The organism is Shinella sp. WSD5-1 (genome assembly GCF_963942435.1).
Classification (GTDB): Bacteria; Pseudomonadota; Alphaproteobacteria; order Rhizobiales; family Rhizobiaceae; genus Shinella; species Shinella yambaruensis.
Genome location: NZ_OZ012596.1, coordinates 2,290,664 through 2,307,578, shown reverse-complemented (window position 1 = coordinate 2,307,578; position 16,915 = coordinate 2,290,664). Strand labels below are relative to the sequence as shown.

The 16,915-nt window shown below is 65.7% G+C and carries 12 protein-coding genes; 2 read left to right on the top strand and 10 right to left on the bottom strand.

Going from position 1 to position 16,915, the window contains the following annotated elements:
• The 3 genes from AABQ55_RS11300 to AABQ55_RS11290 form a co-directional block, all read right to left on the bottom strand.
• Complete coding sequence (locus AABQ55_RS11300) at positions 1-417, bottom strand: hypothetical protein (protein WP_272805077.1); 417 nt, start codon at positions 415-417, stop codon at positions 1-3.
• Between the two features lie 144 nt (positions 418-561).
• Entirely contained in the window at positions 562-4,032 is a 3,471-nt protein-coding gene (locus AABQ55_RS11295) for an AAA family ATPase (protein ID WP_272805076.1), read from the bottom strand.
• 3 nt (positions 4,033-4,035) lie between these two features.
• Positions 4,036-5,304, bottom strand: coding sequence for a metallophosphoesterase family protein (locus tag AABQ55_RS11290; RefSeq protein WP_272805075.1), 1,269 nt, complete (start codon positions 5,302-5,304; stop codon positions 4,036-4,038).
• A 258-nt stretch (positions 5,305-5,562) separates the two neighbouring features.
• Between AABQ55_RS11290 and AABQ55_RS11285 the strand changes: the two genes are divergently transcribed.
• Positions 5,563-6,027: a MarR family winged helix-turn-helix transcriptional regulator gene (locus tag AABQ55_RS11285; RefSeq protein WP_244765853.1), complete on the top strand. Its 465-nt coding sequence runs from the start codon at positions 5,563-5,565 to the stop codon at positions 6,025-6,027.
• 121 nt (positions 6,028-6,148) lie between these two features.
• Here AABQ55_RS11285 and AABQ55_RS11280 read toward each other — a convergent pair whose 3' ends face one another.
• The 5 genes from AABQ55_RS11280 to clpP form a co-directional block, all read right to left on the bottom strand.
• Complete coding sequence (locus AABQ55_RS11280; RefSeq protein WP_272805074.1) at positions 6,149-8,344, bottom strand: esterase-like activity of phytase family protein; 2,196 nt, start codon at positions 8,342-8,344, stop codon at positions 6,149-6,151.
• Positions 8,345-8,532: 188 nt separating this feature from the next.
• Positions 8,533-8,808, bottom strand: a complete 276-nt coding sequence (gene hupB, locus AABQ55_RS11275; RefSeq protein WP_023516583.1) for a DNA-binding protein HupB — start codon at positions 8,806-8,808, stop codon at positions 8,533-8,535.
• A gap of 205 nt (positions 8,809-9,013) precedes the next feature.
• The gene (gene lon / locus AABQ55_RS11270; protein ID WP_272805073.1) at positions 9,014-11,437 is read right to left on the bottom strand and encodes an endopeptidase La; all 2,424 of its coding nucleotides are present in this window, start codon (positions 11,435-11,437) and stop codon (positions 9,014-9,016) included.
• A 556-nt stretch (positions 11,438-11,993) separates the two neighbouring features.
• Positions 11,994-13,271 carry an ATP-dependent Clp protease ATP-binding subunit ClpX gene (clpX, locus tag AABQ55_RS11265; protein ID WP_064329747.1) on the bottom strand — a complete coding sequence of 426 codons (1,278 nt, stop codon included), beginning with the start codon at positions 13,269-13,271 and terminating at the stop codon, positions 11,994-11,996.
• A 286-nt stretch (positions 13,272-13,557) separates the two neighbouring features.
• Complete coding sequence (gene clpP, locus AABQ55_RS11260; RefSeq protein WP_244765856.1) at positions 13,558-14,190, bottom strand: ATP-dependent Clp endopeptidase proteolytic subunit ClpP; 633 nt, start codon at positions 14,188-14,190, stop codon at positions 13,558-13,560.
• A gap of 275 nt (positions 14,191-14,465) precedes the next feature.
• Between clpP and ggt the strand changes: the two genes are divergently transcribed.
• The gene (gene ggt / locus AABQ55_RS11255; protein WP_272807437.1) at positions 14,466-16,217 is read left to right on the top strand and encodes a gamma-glutamyltransferase; all 1,752 of its coding nucleotides are present in this window, start codon (positions 14,466-14,468) and stop codon (positions 16,215-16,217) included.
• 2 nt (positions 16,218-16,219) lie between these two features.
• Here ggt and AABQ55_RS11250 read toward each other — a convergent pair whose 3' ends face one another.
• Positions 16,220-16,606 carry a type II toxin-antitoxin system VapC family toxin gene (locus AABQ55_RS11250; protein WP_272805072.1) on the bottom strand — a complete coding sequence of 129 codons (387 nt, stop codon included), beginning with the start codon at positions 16,604-16,606 and terminating at the stop codon, positions 16,220-16,222.
• The gene (locus AABQ55_RS11245; protein WP_244766006.1) at positions 16,603-16,848 is read right to left on the bottom strand and encodes a type II toxin-antitoxin system Phd/YefM family antitoxin; all 246 of its coding nucleotides are present in this window, start codon (positions 16,846-16,848) and stop codon (positions 16,603-16,605) included. Before AABQ55_RS11245 ends, AABQ55_RS11250 begins: the two co-directional genes overlap by 4 nt.
• Positions 16,849-16,915 lie beyond the last annotated feature (67 nt).

Genomic DNA, 16,915 nt, shown 5'->3' with positions numbered 1-16,915 from the left:
TCAGGCGGAAAGAGCCGGCGGCGCGCGGCTGCGGAAGGATGCCGGGCCCAGGCGGGCGGGCGCCGCATCGTCGACAGCGACAGGGACCACCGAGGCGGCGGTCTCGAAGGGATAGAGCACGGCACCGGCGCCCGGGACGAGCGCCTTGCCGGCGGCATCGCCCTCCGGCAGGCCGCTCTTGGCCTTGGCGACCCGCCGCTCGGCATGGCCGCTGGCGGGGAACCAAAGCTCCTCGCCGGTGGCCGACAGCGGCGACGGCGCAACGCCGCCTTCGGCCGCCGCCCGCGGCGGATGACCGGCGCCGTCTGCATTGCCGGGCAGGGAAAATTGCGACAGGAACAGGGTGACGAGCAGCACGAGGAAGCCGACGGGCGCAAAACCCCGCTCCCAGATCGTCGCTTCTCTGTCGGTCCTCAACGTCATATCCGTCCGTTTCTTCAGGGCGGAGCGCCGCGCGAAGCAGGCTTCGCAGCAATGCCGGTGGTGCGCCAAGAACCACTTACCACCGGCCAAGTCAAGTTTTGACGCTAACGCTTCCTTTACGCTTCGACGTTTCAGGCCTCACAATTCATGGATCGTGACATCGGGGCAGGCTTTTTTCGCGAGATCGCAGAGATGTTCGTGATGGGTGAGGTAGATCACTTGCCCGCCTGTCGCCATCGCGCCCATCACCGTCAGGGCATTGAGCGCGCGCCGGTCGTCGAAGGTCTCCATGATGTCGTCGGCGATAAAGGGCACGATCTCGCGGCTGGCGGCGATCTCGTGATAGCCCGCCACGCGCAGCGCCAGATAGAGCTGGAAGCGCGTGCCCTTGGAAAGGTCCTTCGCCAGCTTCGCGCCGCCGGAGGCGGCATTGACGACGAGGAATTCGCTGTCCTTTTCGAGGATCGTCGAAAGGCCGGTATATTCGCCGGCCGTGATGTCGCGGAAGGTCCGGGACGCACGCTCCATCATCGCGCTGCGATGGCGCTCGCGGTAGAGCCGCAGGGCCTGTTCCGCGGCCAGGATGCCGGCGCGCGTCGCAAGGTAGCGCCGCGATTTCTCCGCCAGGTCGACCAGCACCGTGCGGCGCCGCTCCTCCAGCACCGCAGCCGCATCGCTGCCGGCGACCTTGGCCAGCGCCTCCTCCGCCCGCGCGCGCAGCAGGTGCTGTTCCTGCACCGCGCGGTCGAGCTCTTCCAGCCGTGCGGAGAGCGCGTCCTTCTCCACGGCGAGCTGGTCGTCATCGACCGCCGAGAGCAGCGCTTCGGCCGCCTCGACCGTGTCGGTGCGGAGCTGCTGGGCGAGGTCGCGGCCGACGTCATGGACACGCGCCAGGATCTCGTCGCGCTTGCGGTAAGCTTCGAGCAGCACGTCCGCCTCCGCGAGCGTGTCGCAGCCGAGGACGGCGTAGACCTCCGAAAGCCGCGCGGCGAGCACCGTCCGGCGCTCGTCCAGCGCCCTCTCCTCCTCGTCAAGGCGCAGAACCGCCTTTTCGATCGCCTCGCGCCGCTGGCGTACCGCCGTCGCCGCGGCGAGCCGCCGGCCGAAAGCCGCGACGGTCGCGAGCGGGTCCTCGGCGTTAAACGGCTCGGACAGACGCGCAGCGAGACGGCGGGCATGGTCGGCGTAGTCCTTCTGGTCGCGGCGCATGCCGGCGATCCGATGGTCGAAGTCCCTGCCCCGCTCGACATTCTGGGCGAGCGTCTGCAGCGCCGGGAGGAAGGCGGCAACGCGGTCCAGCGCGATGGGCGCATCCTGCCGTGCAAGCCAGGTGCCGGCGATCGCCCGCGCCCATGCCTCCTGCCATTCGGCAAGCGCCGCGCCGGCGTCCTCCGCGGCCTTGCCGCGCATATCGGCATCGGCTTTCAACCGGGCAAGCTGCGCGGCCGCGGCAAGCCGCCGGGCCTCGCCCGCCTTCAGCGCCTCCAGCCTATCCTCGGCAAGGAACAACGCTTCTTCGAAGGGGCTATCCTCGGCCAGCGCTTCGCCGAGCAGCGCCGCCAGCCGCGCCAGCACGTCCCGCCTGTCCTGCTCGACGAGATCGGCCGCGACCGTGCGCAGCGCGAGCGCGCCAAGCGCGTCCAGCGCCGCCGTCCGCCGTTCCAGCCAGCCGGCCATGTCCGCCAGCGCCGTCCCCTCAGGCAGGCCGAGGCGCCGGGCAAGCGCCGCTATCTGCGCTTCGACCTCCGCCCGCGCCTCCACCAGGCGCGTCACGTCATCCGCTAGGATCTCCAGCCGCGCCGTGCCCTCCGCGACCGTCCGTTCGAGAAGGCGAAGCTCCGAAAGGCGGTCGGCATTGCGCAGGCGCGCCTCCGAAGCACGGTCGTCGTCGCGCATCGCCTGCTCGAAGGCGGCGGCGGAAGCGCTGTCGAGGGTGCCGAGATGCGCCCGCCAGGCCGCGTCGCGCACGGCCCGCAGATGGCTCGCCCGCTCTTCGCCGGCGGCGCCGGTCGCCTTTTGCAGCGCCGCAAGCGTCGCGCGGGCGGAGGCGACCTCCAGTTCCAGCGCGGCAACCTGCTGCCGCTGACGGTGCAGGGCCTCGGCCGCCATGTCGTATCGTCTGCGCAGACCCTCGATTTCGGCGGGCGGCGGAACCGCCATGCCTTCCAATGCCGCCGCCGTGCCGGACCAGGGCGCAAGACGGGCCATCGCGCCGTCGGCCTCCTGCCGGGCAAGCGCGACGAGACGCCGGGCCTCGCGAAGGCGCGCCGGAAGATCGGCGGACCGGGCGGCGCGCAGGACGGCAGCGAGCGTCGATTGCAGCGCCACATCCGCCTGCCCCTGCTCACCCGAAACGGCACCGGCCTCGCCGCCAGCGGCAGCAAGCGCCCGTTCCGCCTCGGCACGCTCGCGAAGCGCCGCATCGGCCCGTTCGGCAAGCGTCGCCCGCCGCGACAGGAGGGCTGCGAGTTTCTCGCCAAGGCCGGGAGGAAGCAGGATGCCGGCCGGGTCGGCATCCGCGGGCAGGCCGAACACGGCAAGGCTCGCCCCGATGGAGACGGTCACCTGGTCCCGCTCCGCCTCGCGGGCGGCAAGATCCATTGCCGCCGTGCGGAACCGGGCTTCGAGCGCGGAACCGACAAGGGCCGCGATGTCGCCTTCCACGGCCAGGACGGCCGCGTCCTCGGGCAACGCCGCCAGTTCCTCGGCAAGATGCAGGCGCTCCGCCTCCATGCGGGCGGCGCGGGCCGCGATTTCCGCCTCCTCGCGCGCCAGTTCGCCGGAAAGCGACCGCCAGGCAGCGGGCGGGGAATCACCGAGGTCGAACGCGCCGAGTTCGGCACGCAAGGCGCGCAGGCGCCGGAGGTATGGCAGCGCGGAGAGGCCGCGCTCCACCTGCGCCAGCGCGGCGCGCACCTCGGCCCGGGCGGCGGTCATCTCGCCGTGACGCCCGGCGGCGGCATCGCGCTCGCGCACCAGCAGGCCATAGTCGCGGGCCGCGACGTCGAGCGCCTTGCGCTCGGCGGCAAGGGACTCGATATCCGCCTTGAGGGCCGAGAGCGCGTGCCTGCGGCCGGAGGGGCGATAGAACTCGTCGGCCTCCGCCTTCAGCGCCGCAAGGCCCGTGGCCATGTCGGACAGGCCGGAGCTGGCGGAAAAGAGCATCGCGCCGAGCTCGCCCTCGCTCTTCAGGATGTCCTCGCCGCCCTTTTCGATGCTCTCGTCGTCGAGCGAGAACATGGTGCGATAGGCATTGCGGTCCATGCCGCCGAGCACGGTGGCAAAGAGCGTGTCCGGCAGGGGCCGGTCGTCGGCGGAGACGAGCGAGGCCTGGTTGCGCTTCAGGCGATAGGCCTCGTGGCGCTCGGCACCGACGGAGAACTGCCCGCCGACGCGCATCAGGGCATAGGGGTGCAGGAAGCCGTAGGCGCTGGATTTCTCGATGCCGAAGAGCAGGTCGAGATAGGCGGAAAAGAGCGTGGACTTGCCCGCCTCGTTCGGGCCGTAGACGAGGTGGAAATCCGGCTTTCCGGGCTGGGCCGCGCCGAAATCGAGGCTGCGGTCGGTGAATTTCCCGTAGCGGACGAGGTCCAGGCGATCGAGGCGCATCGGCTATGCCCCCGCGCCTTCCCCGCCGAGGCGGGCGAGAACGGCATCGGCGCCCTCGAGGGCAAGCTCATGGAGCAGGGTCTCCTCCGCCGCCTCATCCGCCGCCAACAGGCTGCGCGCCTCCTTCGGCAACTGGCGCAGGAGGTCGACCAGCGCCTCGCGCAGCTCCTCGCGATAGGCATGGCTCTCGACGACGTCCTCGCGCATCAGGCGCGACAGCTCGGTGAGAGGGCCGGCATCGGCACCGGCCGCGACAAGCGGCGCAGCGACGGAAAGCTCCACCGCCTCGATCCAGCATTCGCCGAGCGAGGCTGCAAGGTTCTGCAATTCGGCAGCGAGCAGGTCTTCGTCGCGGCGAAGGCGCCAGGCGAGCGGCGTGGCGCCGGCAAGGGTGAGGCGTGCGACGAGATGGGCGCCGCCCGCGGCCGCCCGCGCCTCCGCCAGCACGGTTTCGATGCGGTCGAGCATGCCGCGCCAGTCGTCGATGCCGGAAAGATCGACGGAAAGCCGCTCGAACAGGGCGACGGCAACCGGATGTAGCGCGCAGGTGATCGCGCCGTCATCGTCGACGGTGGCGAGGGTCACGCCCTTCGGGCCGCCCTCGTTGATGTCACGGCCCTGCGGATTGCCGGGCATGACGATCCACGGCTTTTCCAGATGCACCCGGCGCTGGTGGATATGGCCGAGCGCCCAGTAGTCGAAGCCGTGCGCGGCAAGGTCGGCCACGCCGACGGGCGCATAGGGATCGTGGCGGCTGGCGCCGGCGAGGCTGGTGTGCATCAGGCCGATATTGACGGCGTCCGGCAGCGGGGCGCGAAAGCCCGGCAGGAGCGAGGCCGGGGCATGGGGATTGGCAAAGCTGATGCCGTGGACGTGGACCTCGCGGCCGCTCGCCAATATGCCGGCCCTTACCGGCTTCCCGCGGCCGTCGAAGACGTGCACGTTCGGCGGAAAGGTCAGTTCGCGGGTGATCTGCGACTGGGCGTCATGATTGCCGCGGATGAGGAAGACGCGGATGCCGGCCGCCTCCAGCCGGCGCATCTGCTCCATCAGGAAGAGCGCCGTCGCCATGGAGGTCTGCGAGCCGTCGTAGAGATCGCCGGCGATGATGAGGGCGTCGACAGCCTCCGTGACGGCAAGATCGACGATGCGCTCCAGCGCCTTGCGCGTCGCCCCGCGCACCAGGTCTCCAAGCTCGGCATTGCGCAGGGCGAGCGATGTCAGGGGCGAATCGAGATGGAGATCGGCGGTATGGATGAAGCGGAACGGCATCCCCGGACAATCGCTTTCCCCTCCCGCCGGGTCAATGCTTGGCGCTTCGCCGACAGGGTTATGCAGGAGAGAAATCGTCCCACCCGGAAAAATCCGGAAAAGGGCGGGAATAACGTCCTCCGCCTGACCGTTCGCATTTACAGAGATCGTTCAATATCTATGATCAAATTATCCGAAAACCTTCGTGATCATTTGACATGGTCCCTCATAATACCTATATTTCCCCTCATGAGTAGCACGATAGAAATCTCCCAGGGCATGTTCAAACTCTACCATCAGGTGAGTCGCCTGGTGAACGAGTGCATGATGGACGAAGGCGTGTCGCTTGCCCGCAGCAAGTTCCTGCTTCTTCTGGAATGCCAGGGGCCGCAGCGCTCGACGGACATCGCCTGCGCGCTCGGCTTCGCGCCCCGCACAGTGACGGAAGCGATCGACGGGCTGGAGCGCGACAAGCTCGTCAAGCGCGAGCCGGACCCGAAGGACCGTCGTGCCAAGATCGTCTCGATCACGGATATGGGCCGCACGGTGATCTCCGCCGCCCAGCAGCCGCAGCACAAGACGATCGAAGCGATCTTCGCGGTGCTGACCGAGGACCAGAAGCAGCATCTCAAGGAGATCATCGGCTGCCTCAGCGAGAAGACCGAGGAATTGCAGCGCGAACGGGACAAGGCCGAAGGAAGCGCCGGGGCAGCCCCCGCGCGGCCGTTGCGCGCCGTCGGCTGAGCCCGGCGAGGACGAAAAGACGAAAAAGCCGGGATCGCAGGATCCCGGCTTTTTTCGTTCCTGCTTTCGGCAACCGGCCCCTCTCCCCGCCTGCGGGAAAAGGGGCCGTGATGCGCGCAGCTTACATGGCGTTCATCGGGCCGATGCCGAAGAACAGCGTCTCGCCGGAGGAATCGTCCACGCCGTCATTGTCGGTCACGATGAAGCCGTTGCCGGCGGCATCGATGGCAAAGCCCTCGACCTTGTCGACGACGAAGCCGTTGGTGGCGCCCTTGAGGTCCGGGATGAGGTCGCGGACCTCTTCCTTCCTGACGACGGGCAGGTCGCCGCCGAGCGCGGCCGGCTTCAGATCGGCGAGCGCCACGCGGTAGAGCTTCTTCAGCCTGGCGGCCTGGCCGATGAGGTTGTCGCGCTCGATGATATAGGCATGCTCGCCATTTACCGTGATTTCGGAAAGGCCGACCCAGCCGCTTTCCGTCTTTTCGAGCGGGTAGCGCACGGCACCCCATTCCTCCGAGGAGGGCTTGTAGGAGACGAGCTTCACGAAACCCTTCTCGTCATCGCCCCATTCGCGCTGCATGGCCATCCACAGCACCTTGTCATCGCCTTCGCCGACGCTGGTGATGCCTTCGAAGCCGAAGCGCTTCTCGCCGGCGCGCAGCGCGGCGGGAATGGCGATTTCCTTCTGGATCTCGCCCTTTTCGTTCACATGGATGATGGCGTGGCTGTAGAGCTTGTCGGCATCACCTTCGTTGGCGAGCCAGAAGCCGCCCTCACCGTCCGGCGTCACGCCTTCGCTGTCGAGCTTCTGGGCGGCCGCGCCATTGCGCGTGATGCGCAATGCATCGACGATCCTCGCCGGCTTCGCGGTAGCGTCGATCGTGAAGATCGTCGGCTGCGCGGCGTAGAAGGAATCGTTGACGGCATAGAGCATGCCCGGCTTGTCCTTGACCGGGGCAAGGCCCGAGAGGGCGCCGAAGCCGATCAGCTCGCCGTCCTTGTCGGTGGAGACGATCTGCGGATAGGCAGCCTCCCCTTCCGCACGCTCATAGATCATGACATGCGAGCGGGCGCCGCCGTCCTCGACGAGGTCGGTCTCGTTGGCGGTCACGAAGAGGTTGCGGCTCGCAATGGCGACGGCGCCTTCCGGGCCGACGCCCGAGGGCAGCAGCTGCAGAAGCTCAGGCTCGCCGCCGGTATCCTTGTAGACGCCGACGATCGAGGCACGCTCGGCCAGCACGAAGAACAGGGTGTCGTCGCCGAACCTGGCCGCTTCCATGCCTTCCGGCTCGACGCCCTTCTTGTTGCGCTTGTCCGGGTAATGGCCGATCCTGGCGATCTCGCGCTCGAAGCCGGCACCGTTCTCGTAGAGAACCTTGCCCTGCTTGTCGAAGATGGTGAAGCCGCGCGCGCCGCCCTTCCAGTCGCCTTCATTGGCAACGACCAGGCGGTCGTCGTCGAGCCACTTCACGGCGTCGGGCTCGCGGGCGACATCCTTCATCTCGCCGGTGAACTTCAGGGCGCCGTCCTTCTTGGTATCGATGCCTTCAAGGTTGACCGTACCGGCGGAGAAATGGCTCTTCACCGTGCCGGTCCTGCCGTCGACGACGACGATGTGGTTGTTCTCCTGCAGGGTGACGGCGACCTCGTCGAGGCTGTTGAAGGCGACGAATTCGGGCTCCGGATCCTCACCCGCGACATCGGCAAGGCCGGTCAGCGCGACATGCTTGATCGAGCCGCAATCGACGATGCCGTCCTTGAGGGACAGCAGCACGAGATCGCCGGCCGGCATCTGCGGGATGGCGCCGTCATTGACCTCCTCGTCGCGCTCGTTCTCGATGGCGATGGCGGCGATCGTCCTGTCCTTGTTGAGGGCGATCGAATCCGGCTGGCCGCCGAGATCGCAGGTCGCCTCGATGGCCTTGGAAGCGAGATCGACCTGGGCAAGGACGCCCGACGGCTTCACGAAGCTCTCGCGCGTGTTGATGGCGACGAGCGCCTTGCCGGCCGCGATCGCGACCGAGGTCGGCTCGCCCTCGAAGGAAAGGGAGCCACCGGCCTTCGGGGCCCTGGCGTCGGTGATGTCGATGAAGCCGACCGCCTTGTTCGGGCTGTCGGAATAGACGAGCGTGTTGCCGTCCTCGGAGGCGGCAATGATTTCGGACGAGGTCGGCGTCGCCTTGTCCACGCCCTCCGGCAGGTTGTCGGCGACGGCGAAGGACGCAATGCGATTGAATACGGGCTCGGCGCTGGCGGCAGGGGCCACCGATGCGGCGAGAACCGCCGCGAGGGCGGCGGTGATCGAACGGGTTTTCATGAAATCCTCCGGGATCCGGTCAAAAGGAACCCGGCGGTTCTGAGGCTTTCCTGTTACAGGCCGATGACATTTCGGCGACAGTTCCGCCCCTTCTCCCGCAAATAAAAAGGGGCCCGGAAGAACCGGACCCCGACCCTGAACTTCAGGTTTGGCGGCGGAGTGGATAACCGCTCTGCCCGAACCAAGGATCAGCCGTTGACGGCGTCCTTCAGGCCCTTGCCGGCCGAGAACTTCGGCACGTTGCGTGCCGGGATCTCGATCTCGGCGCCGGTCGAAAGGTTGCGGCCCTTCGAAGCTTCGCGGCGCGATACGGAGAAATTGCCGAAACCGACGAGACGAACGTCGCCACCGTTCTTGAGTTCGCCCTGGATCGTCTCGAAAACGGCGTCGACAGCCGATGCTGCGTCCGTCTTGGAGAGGCCAGACTTCTCAGCCACTGCGGATACGAGTTCATTCTTGTTCATGTTTCCACCCCTTTCATACGGTTTGAAACGACTCATACAAGTCGGGGGCAGAATACGCATCGCCCTTCGCCTCGCAAGAAAATTTCGTCGCAAAACCCTGAGAATCCGGGCTTTACACACGCTTTTCAACGAAAAAGACCGGCCGAACGGCCGGTCTTTTCCCGTTTCGCTCCAAAATGCCGGATGCTTTACCCGGCATAAAGGCTCAATGCGCGATCGCGCCGGTGCCTTCGTCGGTCGATTCGACCGCCGGAACCTTGGCATCCTCGACCGTGCCGTCCCACTCGATCGGCTCGGGCCGGCGGACCAGCGCATGCTTGATCACCTCGCCCATGCGGGTCACCGGGACGATCTCCATATTGTTCTTCACATTGTCCGGAATGTCGGCCAGGTCCTTGGCGTTCTCTTCCGGGATCAGCACCTTCTTGATGCCGCCGCGAAGCGCGGCGAGCAGCTTTTCCTTCAGGCCGCCGATCGGCAGCACCCGGCCGCGCAGCGTCACCTCGCCCGTCATCGCGATGTCCTTCGAGACCGGGATGCCGGTCATGATGGAGACGATGGCGGTCGCCATGGCGATGCCGGCGGACGGGCCGTCCTTCGGCGTCGCGCCTTCCGGCACGTGCACGTGGATGTCGGTCTTGTCGAAACGCGGCGGCTCGATGCCGAAATCGACGGCGCGCGAGCGGACATAGGAGGCCGCCGCCGAGATCGATTCCTTCATCACATCCTTCAGGTTGCCGGTGACGGTCATGCGGCCCTTGCCACCCGGCAGGCTGACGCCTTCGATGGTGAGCAGCTCGCCGCCGACTTCCGTCCAGGCAAGGCCCGTGACGACGCCGACCTGGTCCTCGCGCTCGGCTTCGCCGTGGCGGAAGCGCGGAACGCCGAGGAAGTCGTGGATGTTGTCCGCCGTGACCTCGACCGTCTTCGACTTGCCCTTGATGATCTCGGTGACCGCCTTGCGGGCGAGCTTCATCAGTTCCCGTTCGAAGTTTCTGACGCCCGCCTCGCGGGTATACTGCTGGATGACCGCCATCAGCGCGCCGTCGGTGACCGAGAATTCCTTCGGCTGCAGCGCGTGGTCGCGGATCGCCTTGGGCAGCAGGTGCCTTTTCGCGATTTCCAGCTTCTCTTCTTCCGTGTAGCCGGCGATGCGGATCACTTCCATGCGGTCCATCAGGGGCGCGGGAATGTTCAGCGTGTTCGCCGTCGTCACGAACATGACGTTGGACAGGTCGTATTCGACTTCCAGGTAGTGATCCATGAAGGTCGAGTTCTGTTCCGGATCGAGCACCTCCAGCAAGGCCGAGGACGGGTCGCCGCGGAAATCCATGCCCATCTTGTCGATCTCGTCGAGCAGGAAGAGCGGGTTGGATTTCTTCGCCTTCTTCATCGACTGGATGACCTTGCCGGGCATCGAGCCGATATAGGTGCGGCGATGGCCACGGATCTCGGCCTCGTCGCGCACGCCGCCGAGCGCCATGCGGATATATTCGCGGCCGGTCGCCTTGGCGATCGATTTCGCAAGCGAGGTCTTGCCGACGCCCGGAGGGCCGACGAGGCACAGGATCGGCCCCTTGATCTTGGTCGAGCGGGCCTGCACGGCAAGATATTCGACGATGCGCTCCTTGACCTTGTCGAGGCCGAAATGATCCTCGTCGAGGATCTTTTCCGCCGCATTGAGGTCGGTCTTGATCTTCGACTTCTTGCCCCACGGAATGCCCGTCAGCCAGTCGAGATAGTTGCGCACGACGGTGGCTTCCGCCGACATCGGGCTCATCTGGCGTAGCTTCTTCAATTCGGCGTCCGCCTTCTCGCGGGCTTCCTTGGAGAGCTTGGCCTTGGCGATCTTCTCTTCCAGTTCGGCCATCTCGTCGCGGCCGTCCTCGCCGTCGCCGAGCTCCTTCTGGATCGCCTTCATCTGTTCGTTGAGGTAGTACTCGCGCTGGGTCTTCTCCATCTGGCGCTTGACACGCGAGCGGATGCGCTTTTCGACCTGCAGGACGGAGATTTCGCCTTCCATGAAGCCGAGCGCCTTTTCAAGGCGCAGCTTGACGCTCGTCGTCTCCAGCATTTCCTGCTTCTCGACGATCTTGATGGACAGGTGCGAGGCAACGGTGTCGGCGAGCTTCGAGTAGTCCTCGATCTGGCTCGCGGCGCCGACGACTTCGGGCGAGATCTTCTTGTTGAGCTTCACATAGTTCTCGAACTCGGAGACGACCGAGCGCGACAGCGCCTCGATCTCCACCGGGTCCTCGTCCGGCTCGGCCAGGACGTGGGCCATCGCCTCGTAGAATTCCTCGCGTTCGGTGTAACCGTCGATCTCGGCGCGCGCACGGCCTTCGACCAGCACCTTGACGGTGCCGTCGGGCAGCTTCAGGAGCTGAAGCACGTTGGCGACGGTGCCGATGCGGTAGATGGCGTCGACTTCCGGGTCGTCGTCGGAGGCGTTGATCTGGGTGGCAAGCATGATCTGCTTGTCGGTGCCCATCACCTCCTCGAGCGCGCGGATCGACTTCTCACGGCCGACGAACAGCGGGACGATCATGTGCGGGAACACCACGATGTCGCGCAGGGGCAGGACCGGGAAGGCCGTGGAGTCGTGCGACGCAGACGTCTTTTTCGTCATGTCATTTCCTTTCAAACGTCCCGTTTCCGGGAACCGGTCCATTCGGCGCTTGGGGTGCCGGGCCGGCGATCTTTTCCATCCACAAGTGGCGTGCGGTTAACACATTTTCAAGCCCGGTTGCAGAGTGCCCCACTCCACGACGGACAAGCGAACCAGCGACAGGAAGTGTAGTCTTCCGCGCTGTCGCGGAACTTGCGGCCTTCCCCCGGCGGGACCGCCGGAGCATACACAGCACAGAATCGACGCCTTCCATTCTGGCCCGGCGCAGACCGTTTCGCAACGGCCCGACGAAGCAGTGGAAGCTTACCCATCATGCCCCTTCCCGCGGCACGCGACCAGTCACGAAATGTCACCAGGCGACGCAAACGAAAAGACCCGCCGCGGCGGGTCCTTATTGATGGCAACCTCAGCCCACCCTCACCGTCATCCTCGGCCTTGAGCCGAGGATCCATCGGCGTGCTCGGAGCGTGGATGGTCGGGTCAAGCCCGACCATGACGGAAGAGAGGTTGCGGCACTTGATCGACGTGCTGGCGCGCGCCTCATTCCAACAGCCGATCAGGCCGAAACGTTGGCCTTCTCGTCGGAACGCTCCGAATAGATGTAGAGCGGACGGGCAGAGCCCTTGACGACCTCGTCGGAGATGACGACCTCGCGCACGCCTTCCAGCGTCGGCAGCTCGAACATCGTGTCGAGCAGGATCTTCTCCATGATCGAGCGCAGCCCGCGCGCGCCGGTCTTGCGGACGATCGCCTTGCGGGCGATCTCGCGCAACGCGTCCTCGTGGAAGGTCAGTTCCACGTCTTCCATCTCGAACAGGCGCTGGTACTGCTTGACGAGCGCGTTCTTCGGTTCCGACAGGATCTGGATCAGCGCATCCTCGTCGAGGTCCTCCAGCGTCGCCAGGACCGGCAGACGGCCGATGAATTCGGGGATGAGGCCGAACTTCACCAGGTCTTCCGGCTCCAGCTCGCGCAGAACCTCGCCGACGCGGCGGTCTTCCGGTGCACGCACCGTCGCGCCGAAGCCGATCGAGGTCTTCTCGCCGCGGGCGGAGATGATCTTGTCGAGGCCGGCGAAGGCGCCGCCGCAGATGAACAGGATGTTCGTCGTGTCGACCTGCAGGAATTCCTGCTGCGGATGCTTGCGGCCACCCTGCGGCGGTACGGAAGCAACCGTGCCTTCCATGATCTTCAGAAGCGCCTGCTGCACGCCCTCGCCCGAGACGTCGCGCGTGATCGACGGGTTGTCGGACTTGCGCGAGATCTTGTCGACCTCGTCGATATAGACGATGCCGCGCTGGGCGCGCTCGACATTGTAGTCGGCGGCCTGAAGCAGCTTCAGGATGATGTTCTCCACGTCCTCGCCGACGTAACCGGCTTCGGTCAGCGTCGTGGCGTCGGCCATGGTGAAGGGCACGTCGATGATGCGGGCGAGCGTCTGGGCGAGATAGGTCTTGCCGCAGCCCGTCGGGCCGACCAGCATGATGTTCGACTTCGCCAGTTCCACGTCCGAGCCCTTGGCGGCATGCGCCAGGCGCTTGTAGTGGTTGTGCACCGCGACCGACAGGATGCGCTTGGCCTGCTGCTGGCCGATGACATATTCGTCGAGGACCTTGATGATATCCTGGGGCGTGGGAACGCCGTCGCGGGATTTCACCATCGAGGTCTTGTTCTCCTCGCGGATGATGTCCATGCACAATTCGACGCATTCATCGCAGATGAACACGGTCGGTCCGGCAATCAGCTTGCGGACCTCGTGCTGGCTCTTGCCGCAGAAGGAGCAGTAAAGGGTATTCTTGGAGTCGCCGCCGTTGCTGCCGCTGACCTTGCTCATGTCACTATCCTTCCAGCACGCCGTTCATCTTAGACAAGATGGCCGGACCACTCAAACCGCCTTTGCCGGAAGCGTTCTCGCCGTCCTTCAAAGGCTCCAGGGGTACTGACCGGAAAAGGGTTTCCCCAAACCGGTGGCAACGAATCCCCCACCGAACACCGAATGCTAGGCCGTTACAAATCAACATAGCATTAACGGCCAATATTAACGGCTTTGCCGTGCGGATAAAGCCCCGCGACCATTACAAATGCGTCACAATAACTTCATCCGCGGCAAAAGCATGGCGTCACGCGCCCTCGACGCCCTCGATCGCCTCGCGGCTGGTGATCACGCGGTCGACCAGACCCCAATCCTTCGCCTCGTCGGCGCTCATGAAATGGTCACGGTCGAGCGTCTGTTCCACCTCCTCGTATGTGCGGCCGCAATGCTTGACATAGACCTCGTTCAGCTTGCGCTTCATCTTGAGGATGTCCTTGGCATGGCGCTCGATATCGGACGCCTGGCCCGAGAAGCCGCCCGAGGGCTGGTGCACCATGATGCGGGCGTTCGGCGTCGCGAAACGCATGTCCTTGTGGCCGGCGGCCAGCAGCAGCGAGCCCATCGAGGCGGCCTGGCCGATGCAGAGCGTCGAGACGGCCGGCTTGATGAACTGCATCGTGTCGTAGATCGCCATGCCCGAGGTGACGACGCCGCCCGGCGAATTGATGTAGAGCGCGATCTCCTTCTTAGGGTTCTCGGCCTCGAGGAAGAGAAGCTGCGCGCAGACGAGCGTGGCGATGTGATCCTCGACGGGACCCGTCAGGAAGATGATGCGCTCCTTCAGGAGGCGCGAATAGATATCGTAGGAACGCTCGCCGCGGTTGGTCTGCTCGACGACCATCGGCACCAGAGCCATGGCGGTATCTACGGGATTTCTCATGTCAATCCTTCATCGGTGTGGCCCTGAAACCCTTCGCAAGCGTTGGGAATCAGCAAGTTTCGTCTTCCCTACATAGAGTGTGAGGGTGGCGGACTTCAAGACAGGTGCGCGTTTTGCGGCGCTCTATGCGAGAATGCAGTTAACTGACGCAACGGGCGGCGGCGATTTCCACAACCGGAGCGCCGGCAAGGTGAAGGAAGGGTGAATTCCGCCCCGGCCTTGCCTCCCCCCGGCGATTGTCTGCACTATATCGTGCTCCAGCGGAGGCAGCCATGATGAAACGATCCCTCGTCGCCCTCGGGCTTCTTTTCCTGACATCGGCCGGGGCACCCGCCCAGCAGGCCTCCGACGCCTTCGCGCCCGAACGGGCGACCGGCCTTGCGGCGGCCAAGGTCGCCACCGCGAAGACCCATATGGTGGCGGCCGCGCACCCGCTTGCGGCCGAGGCCGGCGAAAGGATCCTCGCGGATGGCGGCAGCGCGATCGACGCCATGATCGCCGTCCAGACCGTGCTCGGCCTCGTCGAGCCGCAATCCTCCGGCCTCGGCGGCGGCGCCTTCCTCGTCTACTACGACGCCGGGACCGGGCGCCTCACCACGCTCGACGGCCGCGAGACGGCGCCGATGGAGGCGACGCCCAAGCTCTTCCTCGACGACAAGGGCGCGCCGATGCAGTTCTTCGACGCCGTCGTCGGCGGGCGCTCCGTCGGCACGCCCGGCACCGTCATGCTGATGCAGGAGGCGCACAACCGCTGGGGCCGCAAGCCCTGGAAGGACCTCTTCGCCCCGGCCGAAAAACTCGCCCGCGACGGCTTTGCCGTCTCCCCGCGCCTTGCCGGCCTGATCGCCGCCGAAGGGGACCGGCTGAAGGCCTTCGAGGCGACCACCGCCTATTTCTTCGGCGCGGACGGCGCGCCGCTGAAGGCCGGCACCATCCTCAGGAACCCGGCCTATGCCGAGACGCTGTCGGCCATCGCCGGCGGCGGCGCGCCGGCCTTCTATACCGGCACCATCGCCCAGGGGATCGTCGACACGGTGCGCAGCTCGGGCAGCAATGCCGGCGTGCTCTCGCTCGCCGACCTTCAGAACTACCAGGTGAAGGAGCGCCGGCCGGTCTGCATCGCCTATCGGGCGCTCGACATCTGCGGCATGGGGCCGCCCTCCTCCGGCGCGGTCGCCGTCGGCCAGATGCTCGGCATGCTGGAAAATTTCGACCTCAAGGCGCTCGGCAGGGACAATCCGGAAAGCTGGCGGCTGATCGGCGACGCCCAGCGCCTCGCCTTCGCCGACCGCGAACGCTACCTTGCGGACACGGATTTCGTGCCTGCGCCCATCAAGGGGCTCCTCGACAAAACCTATCTCGGCGAGCGGGCAAAACTGCTCGACGGCGACAAGGCGCTCGCCGGCGATGGCGTGGCAGCGGGCAGGCCGGAATGGGACCACGCCTTCAATTTCGGTCGGGATGCCGCGCTCGAACTGCCCTCCACCAGCCATTTCGTCATTGTCGACAAGGCGGGCAATGTCGTCTCCATGACGACCACCATCGAGAACGGCTTCGGTTCGCGGCTGATGACCGGCGGTTTCCTGCTCAACAACGAGCTCACCGACTTCTCCTTCAAGACCCATGACGAGGGCCTGCCCGTCGCCAACCGGGTGGAGCCCGGCAAGCGCCCCCGCTCCTCCATGTCGCCGACCATCGTCATGAAGGACGGCAAGCCCGTTCTGGCCATCGGCTCGCCCGGCGGCAGCCAGATCATCGGCTATGTCGCCCAGGCGCTGATCGCCCATATCGACTGGGGCATGGATGTCGGCGCGGTCGTCTCGATGCCGCATCTCGTCAACCGCTTCGGCCCCTACGACCTCGAAGCCGGAACGGACGCGGAAAAGCTCGCCGAACCGCTGAAGGCCCTCGGCTACGAGGTGAAGCTGAGCGAAATGAACTCCGGCCTGCACGCCATCGCCATCTCCGCCGACGGCCTCACCGGCGCTGCCGATCCGCGGCGGGAGGGGATTGCGGTCGGGAAATAGGGTCAGACGAGGCGGACAGGTCCGCCATAGTCGGCAACGCGTACATCCGCCGTCAGCAACAGCAGGCCCTCATGTTTCGCCTGCGCGATGAGGATGCGGTCGAAAGGATCGCGGTGCAGGTGCGGCAGGTCCGCCACGGCGATGGCGTGGCCGGCGATGATCGGCAACTCGATGTAACCGTTATCGACCAGGCCGCGCCGCAGCCGCGCGGCGTCCGCCTGGAAATCCCCGCGGCCGAGGCTCGATTTGATGACCACTTCCCAGAGGCTCGCGACGCTGAAATAGAGGACGTTTTCCGGATCCGCCATAAGCGCCGTCGCGGCCTCGCTGAGGCGCTCCGGGCTCGACGCGGCCCAGAGCAGGAGGTGCGTATCGATGAGGAGTTTCATTCTTCACCGGAAAACTGCCGGGCGATCTCATCCTCGCCCATCCGGTCGAAATCGTCGGGAACCGTCAACTCCCCGCGCAGAAAGCCGAAACGGCTCGTCTTGCCCTCCCCCACCGGTTCGAGCGGCACGACTTTGACCATCGGCTTTCCCGCCTTGGCGATGACGAAACTCTCCCCCTTCGCCGCCTGCTCGACCAAGCGTGAAAGGTTGGTCTTCGCATCATGGATGTTGACCGTACGCATCGCCTTCCCTATGGACTTAGTCCGATAAACTTAGTCCATTGCTTTGGATAAATCAAATTCCGGTTTC